This window comes from Martelella sp. HB161492 (assembly GCF_013184775.1).
In the GTDB taxonomy this organism is placed as follows: Bacteria; Pseudomonadota; Alphaproteobacteria; order Rhizobiales; family Rhizobiaceae; genus Martelella.
The window spans coordinates 39,397-57,802 of the sequence record NZ_JAATVV010000001.1; the positions used below are offsets into that span (position 1 = coordinate 39,397).

General features: G+C 59.9%; 14 protein-coding genes. 10 read left to right on the forward strand and 4 right to left on the reverse strand.

What is annotated here, in order from left to right; translation table 11 throughout:
• Positions 1-200: 200 nt before the first annotated feature.
• The gene (locus HCK86_RS00185; RefSeq protein ID WP_176082467.1) at positions 201-2,018 is read left to right on the forward strand and encodes an AsmA-like C-terminal region-containing protein; all 1,818 of its coding nucleotides are present in this window, start codon (positions 201-203) and stop codon (positions 2,016-2,018) included.
• A gap of 46 nt (positions 2,019-2,064) precedes the next feature.
• Here the strand turns inward: HCK86_RS00185 and HCK86_RS00190 are convergent, their stop codons facing one another.
• Positions 2,065-3,480 (reverse strand): XRE family transcriptional regulator, encoded by a 1,416-nt coding sequence (locus tag HCK86_RS00190; protein WP_176082468.1) that lies wholly within the window; start codon positions 3,478-3,480, stop codon positions 2,065-2,067.
• 249 nt (positions 3,481-3,729) lie between these two features.
• On the opposite strand from HCK86_RS00190, the gene aceA reads away from it, so the two are divergent.
• From aceA to HCK86_RS00205, 3 genes are all read left to right on the forward strand, one after another.
• Positions 3,730-5,019 (forward strand): isocitrate lyase, encoded by a 1,290-nt coding sequence (gene aceA / locus HCK86_RS00195; protein WP_176082469.1) that lies wholly within the window; start codon positions 3,730-3,732, stop codon positions 5,017-5,019.
• A gap of 59 nt (positions 5,020-5,078) precedes the next feature.
• Positions 5,079-5,342 carry a hypothetical protein gene (locus HCK86_RS00200; RefSeq protein WP_176082470.1) on the forward strand — a complete coding sequence of 88 codons (264 nt, stop codon included), beginning with the start codon at positions 5,079-5,081 and terminating at the stop codon, positions 5,340-5,342.
• A 139-nt stretch (positions 5,343-5,481) separates the two neighbouring features.
• The gene (locus tag HCK86_RS00205) at positions 5,482-5,892 is read left to right on the forward strand and encodes a DUF805 domain-containing protein (RefSeq protein WP_176082471.1); all 411 of its coding nucleotides are present in this window, start codon (positions 5,482-5,484) and stop codon (positions 5,890-5,892) included.
• A gap of 6 nt (positions 5,893-5,898) precedes the next feature.
• Here HCK86_RS00205 and HCK86_RS00210 read toward each other — a convergent pair whose 3' ends face one another.
• Positions 5,899-7,101, reverse strand: coding sequence for an NAD(P)/FAD-dependent oxidoreductase (locus tag HCK86_RS00210; RefSeq protein WP_176082472.1), 1,203 nt, complete (start codon positions 7,099-7,101; stop codon positions 5,899-5,901).
• A gap of 130 nt (positions 7,102-7,231) precedes the next feature.
• Here HCK86_RS00210 and HCK86_RS00215 point away from each other — a divergent pair, with 130 nt between their 5' ends.
• The 6 genes from HCK86_RS00215 (at position 7,232) to HCK86_RS00240 (ending at position 15,329) form a co-directional block, all read left to right on the forward strand.
• A complete protein-coding gene (locus HCK86_RS00215) occupies positions 7,232-8,668 on the forward strand; it encodes a glutamine synthetase family protein (RefSeq protein WP_176082473.1) in 1,437 nt (478 codons plus the stop codon).
• Positions 8,669-8,795: 127 nt separating this feature from the next.
• Positions 8,796-10,085 carry an FAD-binding oxidoreductase gene (locus tag HCK86_RS00220; protein ID WP_176082474.1) on the forward strand — a complete coding sequence of 430 codons (1,290 nt, stop codon included), beginning with the start codon at positions 8,796-8,798 and terminating at the stop codon, positions 10,083-10,085.
• A gap of 80 nt (positions 10,086-10,165) precedes the next feature.
• Positions 10,166-11,644 carry a glucose-6-phosphate dehydrogenase gene (gene zwf, locus HCK86_RS00225; RefSeq protein WP_176082475.1) on the forward strand — a complete coding sequence of 493 codons (1,479 nt, stop codon included), beginning with the start codon at positions 10,166-10,168 and terminating at the stop codon, positions 11,642-11,644.
• Between the two features lie 30 nt (positions 11,645-11,674).
• Complete coding sequence (gene pgl, locus HCK86_RS00230) at positions 11,675-12,370, forward strand: 6-phosphogluconolactonase (RefSeq protein WP_176082476.1); 696 nt, start codon at positions 11,675-11,677, stop codon at positions 12,368-12,370.
• Between the two features lie 55 nt (positions 12,371-12,425).
• Positions 12,426-14,246, forward strand: coding sequence for a phosphogluconate dehydratase (edd, locus tag HCK86_RS00235; RefSeq protein WP_176082477.1), 1,821 nt, complete (start codon positions 12,426-12,428; stop codon positions 14,244-14,246).
• Between the two features lie 363 nt (positions 14,247-14,609).
• A complete protein-coding gene (locus HCK86_RS00240) occupies positions 14,610-15,329 on the forward strand; it encodes an outer membrane protein (RefSeq protein ID WP_176082478.1) in 720 nt (239 codons plus the stop codon).
• A 252-nt stretch (positions 15,330-15,581) separates the two neighbouring features.
• Here the strand turns inward: HCK86_RS00240 and ugpC are convergent, their stop codons facing one another.
• Positions 15,582-16,685: a sn-glycerol-3-phosphate ABC transporter ATP-binding protein UgpC gene (gene ugpC, locus HCK86_RS00245; protein ID WP_176082479.1), complete on the reverse strand. Its 1,104-nt coding sequence runs from the start codon at positions 16,683-16,685 to the stop codon at positions 15,582-15,584.
• A 16-nt stretch (positions 16,686-16,701) separates the two neighbouring features.
• Positions 16,702-18,372: an alpha-glucosidase family protein gene (locus HCK86_RS00250; protein ID WP_176082480.1), complete on the reverse strand. Its 1,671-nt coding sequence runs from the start codon at positions 18,370-18,372 to the stop codon at positions 16,702-16,704.
• Between the last annotated feature and the right edge of the window lie 34 nt (positions 18,373-18,406).

Sequence of the window (18,406 nt, forward strand, 5' to 3'; positions counted from 1 at the left end):
AACGAATGCGTGCTATGGCACCTCGCCCGAACCGTCGGAGAAACGAAGTTTTCGCATCGCCTGAGAGGCATTTACCGCCTTATTGACAGCTATTTTCAAGCGTCGTCCACCGCAGCCATGTTTGCGCCATACATGAATTTCCTATATCCGCGTGTTTACGACCTCCTCCGAGGTCACGGTCCGATTCTGCGAAAGAACCCATGACGACGAAGAACACGGCAGAGAAAAGCGAAAAGACGGGTCGGCTGGCCGCTCTGGCACGCCGGCGCGGCGTCAAGGGCGTCCTGATTGCCGTCGTGCTTGCTGTCGTGATGATCTATCACTTTGCGCCGGACATCCTGCCACAGGGCGTCATGAAGAAGCAGGTCGAAGCCGCCCTGAGCGACTGGGTCGGCGCCAAGGTGCGTGTCGGCGGCGATGCTGAGATTTCCTTCCTGCCGCGGCCCAAGGTAACCGTAACCAGCATTGCGGCAGCGCGTCCGGATGGCGCCGGTCCGCTCCTTTACGGCAATGCCAAAAGCCTGACCGCGCATTTCGGCATCTTTTCGGCCCTGCGCGGCAAGACGGTGCTGTCCGATCTGACGATCGATGGCGGCGTTCTGGTTATCGAGGACACGCCGGCTTCTGCCGGAGCGCCGCAGGGCATGCTGGCAAAGATGTTCGCCACGCCCATGCCATCCGGCGCGGGCAACGCTCCCGGCTCTGTCAAATTCATCGATTCCAAGCTTGCTCTGGATCGTCACGGCACCACAGAAGTCGTCAACGGCATCAACGGCGAGATCAAATGGGACCGCTTGTCAGGCCCGATCTCAGCGACGGGCAGTGCGCTGATCGACGGCGCCGCGACCAATTTCGAGTTCAAGGCCGACACGCCGTTCTCGCTTCTTCGTGGCGAAGACAGTTCGATGTCGCTCAAGGTGTTCGACAATCAGATCACGACCAGTTTCAGCGGCCATGCCACGCGGACCAAACCTTATTTTCTCGACGGAACCGTCTCCGTCAAAACGAATAATGTGAAGCGACTCGAGGATCTGCTGCAGATACCGATGCCGATGCTGAAGAATGTCGACAACATGTCGGTATCCGGCACGCTCGGCCGCAGCGACAATTCGCTGCGTTTCTCGCCGGTGACCGTCGTAATCGATGGCACCTCGGGGAACGGCATTCTGGACATCGCCCGCGACAGCGACAATGGCACCCTGCGCGGGATGGCGACGCTCGCCTTTGGCGACGTGAAGCTACCCAACATCCGCACCACCCTGCCGGGCTGGATTGATGATGTGACAGCCTTTGCCGGCCGCGGTGGGCGAAATACACCGGCCCTTCCGGCACTTGATCTGCGGCTTTCTGCCCCGAGCGTCGCGCTCGGTGACATCACGCTCAAGAATGTGGCGGCCAGCATTTTCCGCTCTACCACCCAGACCAGCTTTGATATCGCTGACAGCCAACTCGGCGAGGGCACACTCTCGGCCCATGTCGGCATTACCGCCGGCAAGCAGGGTGCCATTCAGTTCACGGCCGAGAATGTGGATTCCGCCACCTTCCTCCGTCAGCTTGGCATCAGCCTGCCGATCAGCGCGCCACATCTCAATCTCGACGCGGCATTGCAGGCGGACGTCCCCTTTTCCGACCTTGATCGCAAGAAGATCAGCGGCGCGGTCAAATTTTCCGCGACAGACGGAAAGATCTCCGGGCTGGACCTGGCGGCGCTGTTCAAGCGCGCGGAAACGCAGCGCGCCTTTTCGCTCGGCTTCGACAGCAGCCTGAGCCTTCCCTTCAGCAAGCTTTCGGGAACGGCCAAGATTGATGGTGTTATGGTTACGCTCTCAGGGATCAAACTGCAGTCGGATATCGGAGCCATCACGCTGGAGGGTACCCTCAACACCCTGAATGGTGCCTTTGACATTACGCTCAGCCGTGCTCCTGCCGATGACACCGACGCCGAACCGGTTGTCGTCCGGGTGAGCGGCAATGCAATCGCGGCCCTTGCCATCAGCCAGTCACCGAAGCAACCCTGACGTCCTCTGGACAGGCCCTGACGCATCCAAAAGGACGCGCGGCGCCCTAGAAGTCGAAGCGCGACAGACCGCCCGTCATATCATCGAGCGCCAGCGGCCGCGTGAGCGGCGGCTCCGCCCGAGCAAGACAGCCAGAACGCTCGCACAGGCGACAGGCCGGGCCGATTTCCGTCGCCCGCTCCCCGCCTGGCAGCGCCTCGGCATAAACCACATCATCAAGGCGTGCGGCAGAAAGACCGATGAGAATTGCGGTGCGGCGCACCGGCTCGGCGAAACCCGCCTGCGGCCCGTCCAGCGTTCGCGACAAGGTCAGGTAAGCCGTTCCGTCTGCCATGACCGTGCGGGCAACATCGATCCTGCCAGGTGACGAGAAAGCGTCGTGAACGCCGAGCTTGGGACATTCGCCGCCGAATTTTTCCTGCGGAAAGCCCTTCGCGCCCAGCCGGCGCAGCACATGTCCGGCCTGATCGACCTCCATCAGAAAGAAAGGCAGTCCGGCATTTTCCGGCCGCTGCAGGCTGACAAGCCGCGTCGCGGCCTGTTCGAAGGAGACGGCAAAGCGGCTGCGCAGCAGATCGATGTCAAAACGGACGCGGCGCGCGGCTTCGACAAAGGCACCATAGGGCATGAGCAGCGCCAGCGCTGCATAACGGGCAAGTTCGTAACGCAGCAGCCGGCGCTCCTCATCACCTGAGGGTGAAAGCGACTGAATGGCGGCTTCAAGCGCAGCCGGCATGGCCAGGAACACAGCCTCGATGGCGAGTTCGCGCATCTGATCGGCTGGCGGCAGACGTCCGGAAATGAACAGCCGCATGGTGTGACGATCAAAGCGCCGGCTGTGGCCGCTCATCACATCAGCAGGCAGGAGCCTGACAGCAATGCCATGCGTTTGCCGCAACCAGGCCTTCAGCGCCGCGGCGATATCATCGCCCGGCCCAAGCGCCTGATGCAGAGCCTCGGCCTCCCGGTCAAGAGCATCGAAGAAGAAGGGGCGGCGCGCCAGCGTTTCGCGAACGGCGTCATAGGGCAACCGCGCTGCCGCCAGCTGTGTCTCATGTCCCTCCCGGGCCAGAAGCGCCGCAAGATCCGAGAGCCGCTCAGCCTGTTCGCGATAAGCACGATAGAGCTTGACAATGCCCACCGCCGCATTGGGGGCTGCCTCCGCCACTTCCAGCAGCTCCTGGTCTCCCGGCAGTTCCCCGACCAGCAGCGGATCGGAGAAGACGGCCTTCAGCTCCGCCATGGCGCCGCCGCTCTCACCCTTGAGTGCGGTGATATCAACATCATAGACAGCCGCAAGCTTCATCAGCAGCTGCACCGTCAGGGGGCGCTGGTTGCGCTCGATGAGATTGAGATAGGACGGCGAAATCGCCAGCGCTTCCGCCATCGCCGTCTGTGTCAGTTCGAGACTGTTGCGAACCCGCCGTAAACGCGGCCCGGCAAAGATCTTGTTTTCAGCCACCCTGCACCTCCCAGTCACAGAATGAGACAAAACATGTTTCGGAGAATATTTACATATTTTACAAATTAACAAAACACAATTGCAAAGCCTGTGACAACATAACCCGTTTTGTCGCACCGATATTCGCGTTTCTCTCGCTGTAGCCAGCCTCATACTGTAAATATTGTCACACCGAAAACTGACGATACGCAGTTTCAGGACCCGCCGGATACAGCAACCGGAGGGACGGATTTGAGGAGGAGAAACATCATGACCGATTTTTACAAACTTGTTGAAACAGCCCCTGCCGGTCGCTTTGACGGCATCGCCCGCCCCTATGGAATGGACGATGTCCGACGGCTGCGCGGCTCGGTTCCGATCCGCTACACGCTGGCCGAACAGGGTGCCAACCGGCTCTGGCAGCTCATCCATTCGGAAGACTTCGTCAACGCACTCGGCGCACTTTCGGGCAATCAGGCCATGCAGATGGTCCGGGCCGGACTGAAAGCGATCTATCTCTCTGGCTGGCAGGTTGCCGCCGATGCCAATACCGCTTCCGCCATGTATCCTGACCAGTCGCTCTACCCGGCCAATGCCGGCCCGGAACTGGCCCGGCGGATCAACAAGACGCTGCAGCGTGCCGACCAGATCGAGACATCGGAAGGCGGCGGCCTTTCGGTCGACACATGGTTCGCGCCGATCGTTGCCGATGCGGAAGCAGGCTTCGGCGGCCCGCTCAACGCCTTCGAGATCATGAAGGCCTATATCGAGGCGGGGGCTGCCGGGGTCCACTTCGAGGACCAGCTGGCCTCCGAGAAGAAATGCGGCCACCTCGGCGGCAAGGTGCTGATCCCGACGGCGGCCCATATCCGCAACCTGACGGCAGCCCGGCTTGCAGCCGACGTCATGGGCGTTCCAACCCTTGTCATCGCCCGCACTGATGCCGAGGCCGCCAAGCTCCTGACTTCCGACATTGATGAACGCGACCGGCCATTCGTCGATTACGACAAGGCGCGCACGCCGGAAGGTTTCTACCATGTGAAGAATGGGCTCGAGGCCTGTATCGCCCGCGCCGTTTCCTATGCGCCCTATTGCGATCTGATCTGGTGTGAGACGTCGAAGCCGGATCTGGACCAGGCACGCAAATTTGCCGAAGGGGTCCACAAGGTCCATCCGGGCAAGCGTCTCGCCTATAATTGCTCGCCCTCGTTCAACTGGAAGAAAAATCTGGATGATGCGACCATTGCCAGGTTCCAGCGTGAACTGGGGGCCATGGGCTACAAGTTCCAGTTCATCACCCTTGCCGGTTTCCATCAGCTGAATTTCGGCATGTATGAGCTGGCCCGCGGCTACAAGGAGCGGCAGATGGCCGCCTATTCGGAGCTGCAACAGGCCGAATTTGCCGCCGAAGCCAATGGCTATACCGCCACGAAACACCAGCGCGAGGTCGGCACCGGCTATTTCGACGCCGTTTCAATGGCAATCACCGGCGGCCTGTCATCCACGACCGCAATGCATGATTCCACCGAGGCTGCCCAGTTTCAGCCAGCAGCAGAGTAAACCCGCAAAGCCCCGGCGGGAGCGGGGCCGCGAAACATTATGGCAAGGAGGAGAAAGCCATGAACCCGAAGATCAACGTCAAGGAAAGAACAGAAACCCAGGGCGCGGCGATGAGCGCCGAACGCCAAGCTGCAATCCGCATGATTGCCAATGATCTGCACCGCCTCAACCAGTCGGTCATGCGTGCGGTGGAGGCAGGCCTTTCGGTCGAACTCATCCGCTCGGCCCGCCATCATGGCGGCAAGGGCAACTGGGGCGACCTGATGGTACCGGTCATCTTTGCCGACGACACGGCAGAACCGGACGACCTCGAGAAGATCTGATCCGCCACCCCTGCCTTCAGACCCGGCCACCACCAAGGGCGGCCGGGTCTGCAGCAACCTGACACTATTCAACCGTATTAAAGCAGCGTGATCGGCGCTATACTTGATCTTCATTTGCTGTTGTCAGGAGAGGGGAAACATGAGCGACACCGCACCGTCAGGCCGTGCCCACCGCGTGGTGGGATTTCAGGAGGCCTTCAAACTTGCATTTTCAAACTATGCCAATTTTCGCGACCGGTCGTCGCGCGGCGCGTTCTGGTACTGGGTGCTGGCAAGCTGGATTGTCAGTGTTGTCCTTTCCGTGATCGATTACGTCCTGTTCGGCGGCGCCGACAATGTCGGCATTCTGGAGGGCATCTGGGGCCTTGCCACCCTGTTCCCCGCTATCGCCATCGGCGCCCGCCGCCTGCATGACATCAACCGCACCGGCTGGTGGCAGCTTCTGTCGATATCGATCATTGGCGTGGTGGTGCTGATCTACTGGTGGTGCCAGCCGGGAGAGGCCGAGACCAACCGCTTCGGCCCCGACCGGGAAGCCGGACGCGGCTGAGGCGGTCTATGGCGCGGAACTGCCAGACGCACCAAGTGCCGTTCCGGCAGCAAAGCCCGAGGCCCAGGCCCACTGGAAATTATAACCGCCGAGCCAGCCGGTAACATCGACACATTCGCCGATGAAATAGAGTCCCGGCACCGTCTTCGCCTCCATGGTCTGGGAGGAAAGGCCACGCGTATCAACGCCGCCAAGGGTGACCTCGGCGGTACGATAGCCTTCCGTTCCGGCGGGCTTGATCCGCCAGTCCTGAACGGCGGTCGCAAGTCCGCGCAGGGCTTTGTCCGGCAGATCGGCGAGCGCACCGGAAATCGCCGCTCTTTCGGCAAAGAACTGCGCCAGCCGCTTCGGCAGATGCACGGCAAGCGCCGTTACCGGGGTCTGGCGGCCATTGTCGCGCTTGGCTGCGATCAACGCGCCTGCCAGATCGATATCCGGCAGGATGCGGATCACGATTTCCGCACCGGGCTGCCAAAAGGATGAGATCTGCAGGACGGCTGGTCCGGAAAGACCACGATGGGTGAAAAGCAGTGCCTCGCGGAAGCGTGTCTTGCCGCAGCAAAGCTCGGCTTGAACGCTGATACCGGCGAGCGGGGCAAGAAGCGCCTGCAGCCCCGGCTCCAGTGTGAACGGCACCAGACCGGCCCGCGTTTCGACGAGGGAAAGACCAAACTGCTCGGCGACCTGATAGGAAAGCCCGGTCGCCCCCATTTTCGGGATCGACTTGCCGCCAGAGGCCATGACGAGAGCATCCGCGACGATCTCGCCTGCCCCCGCCATGAAGCGAAACCGGCCATCCTCATGCGCCAGCGCCCCCACCCCGGTCGCAAGCCTGAGATCGACCCTGGCACGACGACATTCGCCTGTCAGCATATCGACGATTTCCTTCGCCGAACCATCGCAGAACAGCTGGCCAAGCGTCTTTTCGTGATAGGCAATGCCGTGGCGTTCGACCATGGCGATGAAGTCGGCCGGCTGGTAGCGTGACAAAGCCGACTTGGCGAAATGCGGGTTCTCGGACAGATAGTTTTTGGGTCCGGCATGAATATTGGTAAAGTTGCAGCGCCCGCCGCCGGAAATGCGGATTTTCTCCCCCGGCGCGCGCGCATGGTCGATCAGCACGACGCGCCGGCCCGCCTTGCCCGCCGTTAGGGCGCACATCAGGCCCGCAGCGCCTGCGCCAATGATCGCGACATCGAAATGTTCCATGGCCTGCCCCGCCTTATTTACGCTATCGGGCTTGTCCGTCGGGACGCAAAGAAAGTCAACGTTTCCCCTCGCCAAGTCGCGAAGCGCCGCTATGATAGATTAAGATAGCAAACCGCGACCGGCGAGAATCATGCCCAGCAAAAAAATGACACTGAAAACAGCAGGCAAAATCAGCAAATCAGCGGCCACGCCGCCCTTCATCAGAAATCTCCGCGGGGTTGAGAGCTTCAAGGATGCCGCCAAATGGCTCGGCTATCGCGGCATCGAGGACATCGAATGCATCACCCCCGATCTCGCCGGCGTTCCGCGCGGCAAGATGATGCCGACCTCGAAATTCACCTCCAACACCTCGCTCGCTTTGCCCTCGGCTCTTTACCGCCATACGATCTCCGGCGATTACCCGGACGAAAGCGGCAATTTCCGCTATGAGCCACGCGACAGTGACCTGAAACTGGTGCCCGACCTTTCAACACTGTCCGCTGTACCGTGGGAGAGCGATCCGACCGCCCAGGTGATCTGCGATGTCGTTGGCGCCGATGGCCGCGAAGTGGCCTACACGCCCCGCAGCGTGCTGAAGCGGGTGATTGACCTTTATGCCGAGCGCGGCTGGAAAGCGGTGGTTGCGCCAGAAATCGAGTTTTACCTCGTTGCCCGCAACGACGATCCGGACCTGCCGCTTGCCCCGCCGATCGGACGCTCCGGGCGGCCGATCCTTGCCGGGCAGGCCTATTCGATCGCCGGCATCAACGAATTCGATGAACTGATTGATGATATCTACCACTTCTGCGAAGGCCAGGGGCTTGAGATCGACACGCTGATCCATGAAGAAGGCCCGGCGCAGCTGGAAATCAACCTGCGCCACGGCGATCCGCTGCAGCTCGCCGATCAGGTCTTCTTCTTCAAGCGCACGATCCGCGAGGCGGCGCTGAAACACGAGACCTTCGCCACCTTCATGGCAAAGCCGATGCAGGGCCAGCCCGGCTCCGCCATGCATATTCACCAATCGGTCGTCGACATCGAGACCGGCCAGAACATCTTCACCCTGGACAATGGCGATCCATCGCCGGAATTCTTCCATTTCATCGGCGGCATGCAGAAATATGTGCCCTCGGCGCTGGTGATGATGGCACCCTATGTGAATTCCTACCGCCGCCTGACACCCGACATGGCCTGCCCGGTCAACACCGCCTGGGGCTATGACAACCGCACCACAGCCTTCCGCATTCCGGTCTCGGAACCCTCGGCCCGGCGGATCGAAAACCGCCTGCCAAGTTCGGACGCCAATCCCTATCTGGCGCTGGCCGCTTCGCTTGCCTGCGGTCTGCTCGGCATCATGAACGCGGTCGACCCCTCGGCCCCTTCGGCCGATACGGCGAATGAGGGCGCGATCGATCTGCCGCGCGGTCTGCTGGAGGCCGTGGCGCTGATGGAAGACGAGCCGGCGCTGGCCTCGATCCTGTCACAGGAATTCATCGATCTTTATGCCGGCATCAAGCGCGGTGAGTTCGAGACCTTCATGCAGGTCATCAGCCCCTGGGAGCGCGAATTTCTGCTGCAAAGTGTTTGAACCGGTTGTATTCTGGCGCAACACTTGCGTTTGGTTAGAAATGGCGACATGTCTGGGGTGAGGCCGGATGTTGTGAAAGGACCGCTCCCCGGACAGGGGACGGCCGGATGTGTGGAGTAACCGAGCGATGAAATGGCAAAGTCCGATTGCCCCTGGACTTTCATGGTATCAGGTGACCGTGCCGGAACGACCGACCTATCCGGCCCTGGATGGCTCGACCCGAGCGGATGTCGCCATTGTCGGCGGTGGTTTCACCGGCCTTCAGGCCGCCTGCCAGCTCGCCCGCGATGGCACTGACGTCGTCCTGATCGACGCGGCCCGCTTCGGCGATGGCGCGTCGGGGCGCAATGGCGGCCAGCTCGGAACCGGCCAGAACTGGTGGCCGGAGGAGATTGAAAAGAAGATCGGTTTCGAACGGTCCCGCGCCCTGTTCCGCATGGCCGAAGATGCCAAGAGCTTCGTGCTCGACTTTGCCAAGCAGAATGACATTGCCGTTGATTTCAGGCCCGGTCAGATTTCCGTCGCCCATAAGCGCAACATGGATTACGGCTTTCACCACCATGTCGATGCCATGGCCGAGCGCTATGACTATCCGCATCTGGCTTTCCTGAGCCGTGCCGAAACGGCGCAGAAGATCGGCTCGACACGCTATTTCTGCGGCATGCGCGACAGCGGCACCGGCCATATACACCCGCTGAAGCTACTCGTCGGCATTGCCAAGGTCGCAGCAGCAGCCGGCGCACGCCTTCATGAAATGACCACGGCGGATGATATCGAACAGCGCGATGGCAAGCTGGTGGTCAAAACCGGCTCAGGCGAGATCACCGCCGATCGCGTGCTGATCGCCGGCAATGGCTATATCGAGCAGCATTTCGACGCCAAGACTGCGGCTCGGGTCATGCCCATCCGCTCCTTCATTGCCGCCACGCCGCCACTGAAGGCGCATAAATCGATATTGCCGGGCGGTGAGTCGGTCGATGACAGCCGCTTCGTCGTGCGTTATTTCCGCAAGACCATCACCGGAGAGCTGCTTTTCGGCGGCCGCGAGGCCTACACCAAGGATGCGCCGAGCGATATTTCCAAACATCTGCGCAAGCAGATCGCCGAGATTTTCCCGCAGCTGAGTGAGACAGACATCACCCACGCCTGGGGCGGCACGATCGGCATCACCATGCCGCGCAAGCCGCTGGTCCACGACATAATGCCTGGCGCCACGGCGATTGGCGGCTTCTCCGGCCATGGCGTGATGCTGTCAAACTACTGTGGTAAACTCTATGCTGATGAAATCAGCGGACGCAGCATGGATCTCGAGCTTTACCGCGAACTGGATATCCCCGCCTTCCCCGGGGGCAGGGCTTTGCGCCGACCGCTGCTGTTGCTCGCACTCAGCTGGTTTGCGCTCCGTGATCGTTTCTAAAGCAGCCTTTTCGAAAAGGGGCTGGCTTTTTTAAATCGATTTGATAATAAGTGATCAACCGTTGACGATTGAGAGAACATATGGCCACCAGCAGTCAAATCATACCCGTCGAACCCTTTGACTATGTGGTTTTCGGTGCCACCGGAGATCTCACCGAGCGCAAGCTTCTGCCTGCGCTCTATCACCGACAGATCGCCGGCCAGTTCACGGAACCGACCCGCATCATCGGCGCATCGCGCTCCGAGCTGACGTCGGAAGATTTCCGCAAGCATGCACAGAAGGCGCTGAAAGAGCACCTCATGCATGGCGAATATGATGATGGGGAAGTCAAAAAATTTCTCGCCCGAATCGAATATGTGCCGGTTGACGCCACCAGCAGCAAGGGCTGGGATGCGCTGAAAAAGCTGCTCGACGAGGGCAAGGAGCGCGTCCGCGCTTTCTACATGGCCGTTGCCCCCAGCATTTTCGGGCCGATCTGTGACGGCATTCGTGACCACAAGCTGATCACCAAGCAGACCCGTATCGTCGTTGAAAAGCCGCTCGGCCGCGACCTGGAATCGGCGCTGGCACTCAACAACATGATCGGCAAGGTTTTCCACGAAGAGCAGGTCTTCCGCATCGACCACTATCTCGGCAAGGAGACGGTGCAGAACCTGATGGCGCTGCGCTTCGCCAATGCCCTTTACGAGCCGCTGTGGAATGCCAACCATATCGATCATGTGCAGATCACGGTCGCCGAAGAAGTCGGCCTTGAGGGACGCGCGGGTTATTATGACAAATCCGGCGCGCTGCGCGACATGGTGCAGAACCATATTCTCAACGTGCTCTGCATGGTCGCCATGGAAACCCCATACTCCATGGATTCTGAAGCCGTCCGCGATGAGAAGCTGAAGGTCCTGCGCTCGCTGAAGCCGATCAATGCCGACAATGCCGGTTATCTGACCGTGCGCGGCCAGTATCGCGCCGGCGCCTCCAAGGGCGGTCCGGTCAAGGGCTATCTCGAAGAGCTTGACGGCGAGAGCAATACCGAGACCTTCGTCGCCATCAAGGCCGAGATCGACAACTGGCGCTGGGCCGGCGTGCCCTTCTATCTGCGCACCGGCAAGCGTCTTGCCAGCCGGGTTTCGGAGATCGTCATCACCTTCAAGCCGATCCCGCATTCGATTTTCGAACCGGCCGCCGGCCGCATCGTCGCCAACCAGCTGGTGCTGCGCCTGCAGCCGGATGAGGGCGTGAAGCAGTGGCTGATGATCAAGTCGCCGGGACCGGGCGGCATGCGTCTGCGTCACGTTTCGCTCGACATGGCGTTCGCCCAGGCGTTTGACGTGCGTAACCCGGATGCCTATGAACGGCTTCTGCTCGACGTTATCCGCTCCAACCAGACGCTGTTCATGCGCCGGGACGAGGTCGAGGTTGCCTGGAACTGGGTCGACCCGATCCTGAAAGCCTGGGAAGAAACGAGCCAGCCCGTACAGGGTTACACGGCCGGAACCTGGGGCCCGAGCAAGTCCATCGCTCTCATCGAGCGTGACGGCAGGACCTGGCACGAGCCCAACTGAGCACAAGAGCAAAGACAGTCAGGATTCGAGATGACCAAGACAATGCACAGTTTTAGCGACCGGTCGGAATTGGCCACTGCTCTGGCCAATGCTGTCGCCGCAAAGCTCGAACTGGCAATTGCTGCAAAGGGAACCGCGTTTATCGCGGTTTCCGGCGGCTCCACGCCGAAGCTGTTTTTCCAGACGCTGGCAACCGCACCGCTTGACTGGTCAAAGGTGACGATCACGCTTGTCGACGAGCGGTTCGTGCCGGAAGACAATCCGCGCTCCAACCATAAGCTTCTGACGGACAATCTGCTGACAGGCGCCGCTGCAAGAGCCAGGATCCTGCCGCTTTACCAGCCCGTTGAGACCGCAGAACACGCTGCCGAAATTGTGACCGGCAAGGCCGCTGAGCTTGCGCCTTTCGATGTCGTGATCCTCGGCATGGGAACCGATGGCCACACAGCATCGTTCTTCCCCGGAGGCGACACGCTTTCACGCGCACTGGACAAGAACACACCGCCGGGCGTCATGGCGCTGCATGCCGATGGTGCAGGTGAAGCGCGAATGACCTTCACCTTCTCTTCACTCGAGAATGCGGGCCTTCTGGTTCTGCATATCGAAGGCCAGGAGAAGATGGATGTTCTGAACAAGGCCCTTGGTGGCCAGGACGAGACCGAAATGCCGATCCGCGCGGTACTGATGCGGGCCTCGTCTCCCGTGGAAATCTACTGGGCGCCCTGAGCGAAGCATTCATTCAGCCGGGCGCGTCCTTCATCTAACCGACACAGGAAAGCCCATGTCCGCCGACCCTCGTATAGCAAAGATCACCGCTCGTATCATCGAGCGGTCAAAACCGACCCGAGAAGCCTATCTTGACCGTGTCAATCAGGCCGCTTCCAAGGGCGTTCACCGTTCTGTTCTGTCCTGCGGTAATCTCGCCCATGGCTTTGCCGTCTGTTCCCCCGCCGATAAGCAGGCATTGTCGGGTGATACCGTGCCCAATATCGGCATTATCACTGCCTATAATGACATGCTTTCGGCGCACCAGCCCTTCGAGACCTTTCCGGCGCTGATCCGTGAAGCAGCCAGCGAGGCCGGCGGCGTTGCCCAGGTGGCAGGCGGCGTTCCCGCCATGTGCGATGGCGTGACCCAGGGCCAGCCCGGCATGGAGCTCTCGCTTTTCTCCCGCGATCTGATCGCCATGGCTGCCGCCGTCGGCCTCTCGCACAACATGTTCGACGCCGCCCTGTTCCTTGGCGTCTGCGACAAGATCGTTCCCGGCCTCGTCATGGCGGCACTGACCTTCGGCCATCTGCCAACGATCTTCGTGCCGGCCGGACCTATGACTTCCGGCATTTCGAACGATGAGAAGTCCCACGTTCGCCAGCTCTATGCCGAGGGCAAGATCGGCCGCGCCGAGCTTCTGGAATCGGAATCAAAGTCCTATCACGGTCCCGGCACCTGCACCTTTTATGGCACCGCAAATTCCAACCAGATGCTGATGGAGATCATGGGTCTGCATATGCCGGGCTCCTCCTTCATCAACCCGAATACGCCATTGCGGGATGCATTGACCAAGGAAGCCACCAAGCGTGCACTTGCGATGACGGCGAGTGGCAATGAATTCACGCCGGTCGGTGAAATGCTCGACGAGCGCTCCTTCGTCAACGGCGTTGTCGGCCTGCATGCCACCGGCGGCTCGACCAACCACACCATGCATCTTGTCGCCATGGCACGCGCAGCCGGGATCAGGCTGACCTGGCAGGATATCTCGGAACTCTCCGATGTGGTGCCATTGCTGGCACGCGTCTATCCCAATGGTCTTGCCGATGTGAACCATTTCCACGCCGCCGGCGGCATGGGCTTCCTGATCAGCCAGCTGCTCAAGGCCGGCCTGCTGCATGACGATGTCCGCACCGTCTTCGGCGAAGGCATGGCGGCCTATGCAATCGACGTCAAACTCGGTGAAAATGGCACGGTCAAGCGCGAGCCGATCGGCGAAACCAGTGCTGATCCGAAGGTTCTCACCACCTTCGACAAGCCTTTCCAGGCCAATGGCGGACTGAAGATGCTCTCGGGCAATGTCGGCAAGGGTGTGATCAAGATCTCCGCCGTCAAACCGGAACGCCGTGTCATTGAGGCACCTGCCCTGATCTTCCACGACCAGCAGGAACTTCAGGATGCCTTCAAGGCCGGCAAGCTCGACCGCGATTTCATCGCCGTTGTCCGGTTCCAGGGCCCCAAGGCCTGCGGCATGCCGGAACTTCACCGCCTCACCCCGCCGCTGGGCGTGCTTCAGGATCGTGGCTACAAAGTTGCGCTCGTCACCGATGGCCGCATGTCGGGCGCATCCGGCAAGGTGCCCGCCGCGATCCATGTGACCCCGGAAGCCAAGGATGGTGGAGCGATCGCCAAGATCCGCGAAGGCGACATGATTCGCCTCGATGCCGAAAACGGTACGCTGGAAGTGCTGATTGCCGCTGACGAATTTGATGCAAGGCCGGCTGTTACCGCCGACCTGTCGCAGAACGAATTCGGCATGGGCCGCGAACTGTTCGCCCCGTTCCGTCAGCATGTCGGAACCGCCGATGAAGGCGCCAGCGTGATCTTCGCCTGACAGCACAGATTTCGCACTGATTTCGAAAAGGCGCCCATCCTGGGCGCTTTTTTTTGCAACGCCGTTTGGGTTCGGCCAATGCCGCTTTCTGGCCGGCACACACCCCGACGATGCCCGCCCTCAAGGCAGGGGACAAAAATCAGCCAAGTTTACAACCAGAAAATATCTTAATTCACACCATATATAAGCCATGTTTCATGCATACTACAGGACTATAAGCAGAAGTTTAAAGTATTTTAACTGTATCAGTTAAGCAACACATACTGAATACACGCGGCAAACCCAGCCAAATATAATTGCTTGTATGAAACAACACTCCTATTTGATCGTTATCGAAATGAACGACAACAGGGAGTTCACTCAATGAAAAAGATTCTTCTTGCATCCGCCGCACTGGCCACCATGACTGGCTCCGCTTTTGCTGCAGACATCGTAACGCCGGCTCCGGTTTACACGCCTCCAGCGGTATCCACGCCTGCTGCTCAGAACTTCAACTGGACGGGCTTCAAGGTCGGTGCGACCGGCGGCTGGAACTGGAACGAGCAGAAGTTCAGCGCCAATGGCGTTAACAGTTCCAAGCACGAAAGCAATGGTGGCACGATCGGCGCGTTCGGCGGCTATGACTATCAGTTCGGAAACAATGTCGTTCTCGGTCTCGAAGGTGACATCACCTACAACCCCGACAACAATTCGAAGTTCGGCTACTCCTATAGCACAACCGATGAGAACGACGCCGAAGTCACTCAAAAAGGTTCAGGCAAGATGGGTTATGACTGGGAAGGCTCTGTACGCGGCCGCCTCGGTTACGCCTTTGACAACACCTTGCTCTACACCACGGGCGGCTGGGCCATTGCCAACGGCTACAACACCGTGAACGGCGACAAGAAGAACGACACCTATAACGGTTGGACGCTCGGCGCCGGTGTCGACTACGCCTTCAACAACAACATCTTCGCCCGCGTTGAATATCGTTACACCGACTATGGCAACGGCAACAGCAGCAACCACGGCGGCTTTAGCGATGTTCAGGGCAAGGACCTGACCTCGAACCGCGTCATGGCCGGTGTTGGTGTGAAGTTCTGATTTCGGCAGCGACTGCCCTTCGCAGTCGCGCCACCTTCAGGCGGCCGACCTCCCGGCCGCCTGATCTGTTCTCGAGTTTGTCGCGAGAGGTTCCGAGGGGGGACTCGGCACCGAAGTGCCGATGTGAAGGAAAGGCCCGATGCCATGCATCGGGCCTTTCCTGTCTGTGACGCCCATCTGGCTCACATCGCCCTGCGGCTCACGAAACGCCTGAAGCGTTGCTGCCGCCTTTCCTCAAAAGGCAGCGCCAGCTCAGCCCTTCGGGTAGAGATAGCTGCGGCCGCTTTCGTCAAAAAGATGCAGCTTGTCCGGTTCTGCGACAAAACGCATCGCATCGCCCGGCTTGCCTTCGTGAATGCCCGGAAGCTTGACGATGATCGGATCATCATCGACCAGCTTGCCCTCGATATAGATCAGCGTCACTTCGCCGAGCGCTTCAAGGATCGAAACGGTCCCTTCAAACAGAAAATCCTCATCTTCTGCGGCCTCGCGCACATCTTCGGGACGGACGCCGAAGGAAACAGGCTTGCCGACATCGCCATCCGGCGTCTTGACCGGCACGTTGACCCGCTTGCCGTCCCTGAGCTCGATCTCCGTCGTCTCCCCCGCCCGCGTGATCACCGCCGGCATGATGTTCATGGCAGGTGAGCCGATGAACTGGGCAACGAAGAGGTTGGCCGGACGCTCATAGAGCTCCAGCGGCGGACCGACCTGCTCGATAAAGCCGCCGGACAGAACAACAATCCGATCCGCGAGCGTCATGGCCTCGACCTGGTCATGTGTCACATAGATCATCGTCGTATCGGGCATGGAATCGTTAAGCTTGGCGATCTCGATACGCGTTGCAACGCGCAGCGCGGCATCGAGGTTCGATAGCGGTTCATCGAACAGGAATACCTTCGGATCGCGGCAGATGGCGCGGCCGATGGCCACGCGCTGACGCTGACCGCCCGAAAGCGCCTTTGGCAGACGGTCAAGATAAGGGGTGATCTGCAGCATGTCCGCCGCTTTGCGCACCCGCTGATCGATCTCCTGCTTGCTTTCCTTGGCGATCCGCATGCCAAAAGCCATGTTGTCATAGACAGACATGTGCGGATAGAGCGCATAGGACTGGAACACCATGGCAATGCCGCGCTTGGATGGCGGAATGTCATTGACCACCTGTCCGTCGATGAAGATCTCACCGCCGGATATATCCTCCAGTCCAGCGATCATGCGCAGCAGGGTCGACTTGCCGCAGCCCGAAGGTCCAACAAAGACGACAAATTCACCGGGCGTGATATCCAGGTCCACACCGTGCAGAACCTCGACCTTGCCATAGCTCTTCTTGACTTGTTTCAGCGTAACGCCAGTCATTTTTCGCCCCTTTCCTTCAGTTTCCAAGGCGGGCGAAGTAAGCGCCCCAGGCCGGGAGTTCAATGGTGCCGCCATCGGCCGCGCTGCTGGCAAAGCCGTGCTCCTCCGCTGCGAGGGCGACAAGGTTTTCATCGGGCAGGCTCGCCGTCTGGGCTTTTTCTGCCATATTGAAGAGTACAAAGACAGTCTCACCGTCTAGACTGCGCGTAAACGCCAGTAATGTCTCGCTGCCGGTCGGCAGGAAGGTGATCTCGCCCTTGGCAAAGGCCGGGTGCTGCCGGCGGAAAGCGATGAAGCGGCGATACTGTTCCAGCACCGAAGCGGCATTGCCCTGCTGCACATCCACCGATTTCATCACATGTTCGGGTGCCACGGGCAGCCAGGTCGTTTCCGCTGTCGAAAAGCCTGCATTGTTTGCACCGGCCTGCCAGACCATCGGCGTGCGGCAACCGTCACGCCCCTTGAATTCCGGCCAGAACTCGATGCCATAGGGATCCTGCAGATCGTCAAAGGCGATATCGGCCTCCGTCAGGCCAAGCTCCTCGCCCTCATAGATGCAGACCGAGCCACGCAGTGTCATCAACAGGGCGCCGAGCATCTTGGCATAGGCGACTTCGTCTTGAACCCCTTCGCCCCAGCGCGTCAGATGACGGACAACATCGTGATTGGAAAATGCCCAGCAGGCCCAGCCTTCAGGGGCTGCGGCATCAAAGGCATTGATCGATTCAATCACGCGCTGCGGCGTCACCTTCTGCGGGGCCAGGAACTCGAAGGCATAACACATCTGCATCTTGTCGTTGCCGGATGTATATTCGCCGACAATCTCCAGCCCGCGCTGCGAATCGCCGACCTCGCCAACCGCCGCAATCGCCGGATATTCTTCCATCACCGCTCTCAGGCGCTTCAGGAATTCCAGATTTTCCGGCCGGCTCTTGTCATAGACATGAAGCTGGTAGTTATAGGGATTGACCGCAGGTGCCGTGCTGTCATTGCGCAGTTCCGGCGCCAAAGGCGGGTTGTCACGCAATTCCTTGTCACAGAAGTAGAAGTTGATCGTGTCGAGGCGGAAGCCATCAACACCACGCTCCAGCCAGAAGCGCGCAACATCCAGCAGAGCATTCTGCACGTCCGGATTATGGAAGTTCAGATCCGGCTGCGACACCAGGAAGTTATGCATGTAGTACTGCAGCCGACGGGAGTCCCACTGCCAGGCAGAGCCGCCGAAGATCGACAGCCAGTTGTTCGGGGCCGAACCGTCGGGCTTTGCATCGGCCCAGACATACCAGTCGGCCTTGGCATTATCGCGGCTGGAACGGCTTTCGACGAACCATGGATGCTGCTCGGATGTGTGCGACAGCACCAGATCGATCATGATCTTGAGGCCCAGGCCATGGGCCTTGGCAATCATTTCGTCGAAATCGGCGAGCGTGCCGAACATCGGATCGATGTCGCAGTAATTGGAGACATCGTAGCCGAAATCCTTCATCGGCGAGGTGAAGAAGGGCGAAATCCAGATCGCATCGGCGCCAAGACCGGCGATATAATCGAGCCGGTTGGTGATACCCTTGACGTCGCCGATCCCATCGCCATTGGTGTCCTGAAAGGAACGCGGATAGATCTGATAGATCACCGCACCGCGCCACCAGTCCTTGTCGACACCCTTGGTTGCTTGTTCGTTGATTGACATTTTCTTGTTCTCGAAAAGGTTGAAGCTTTGAGGC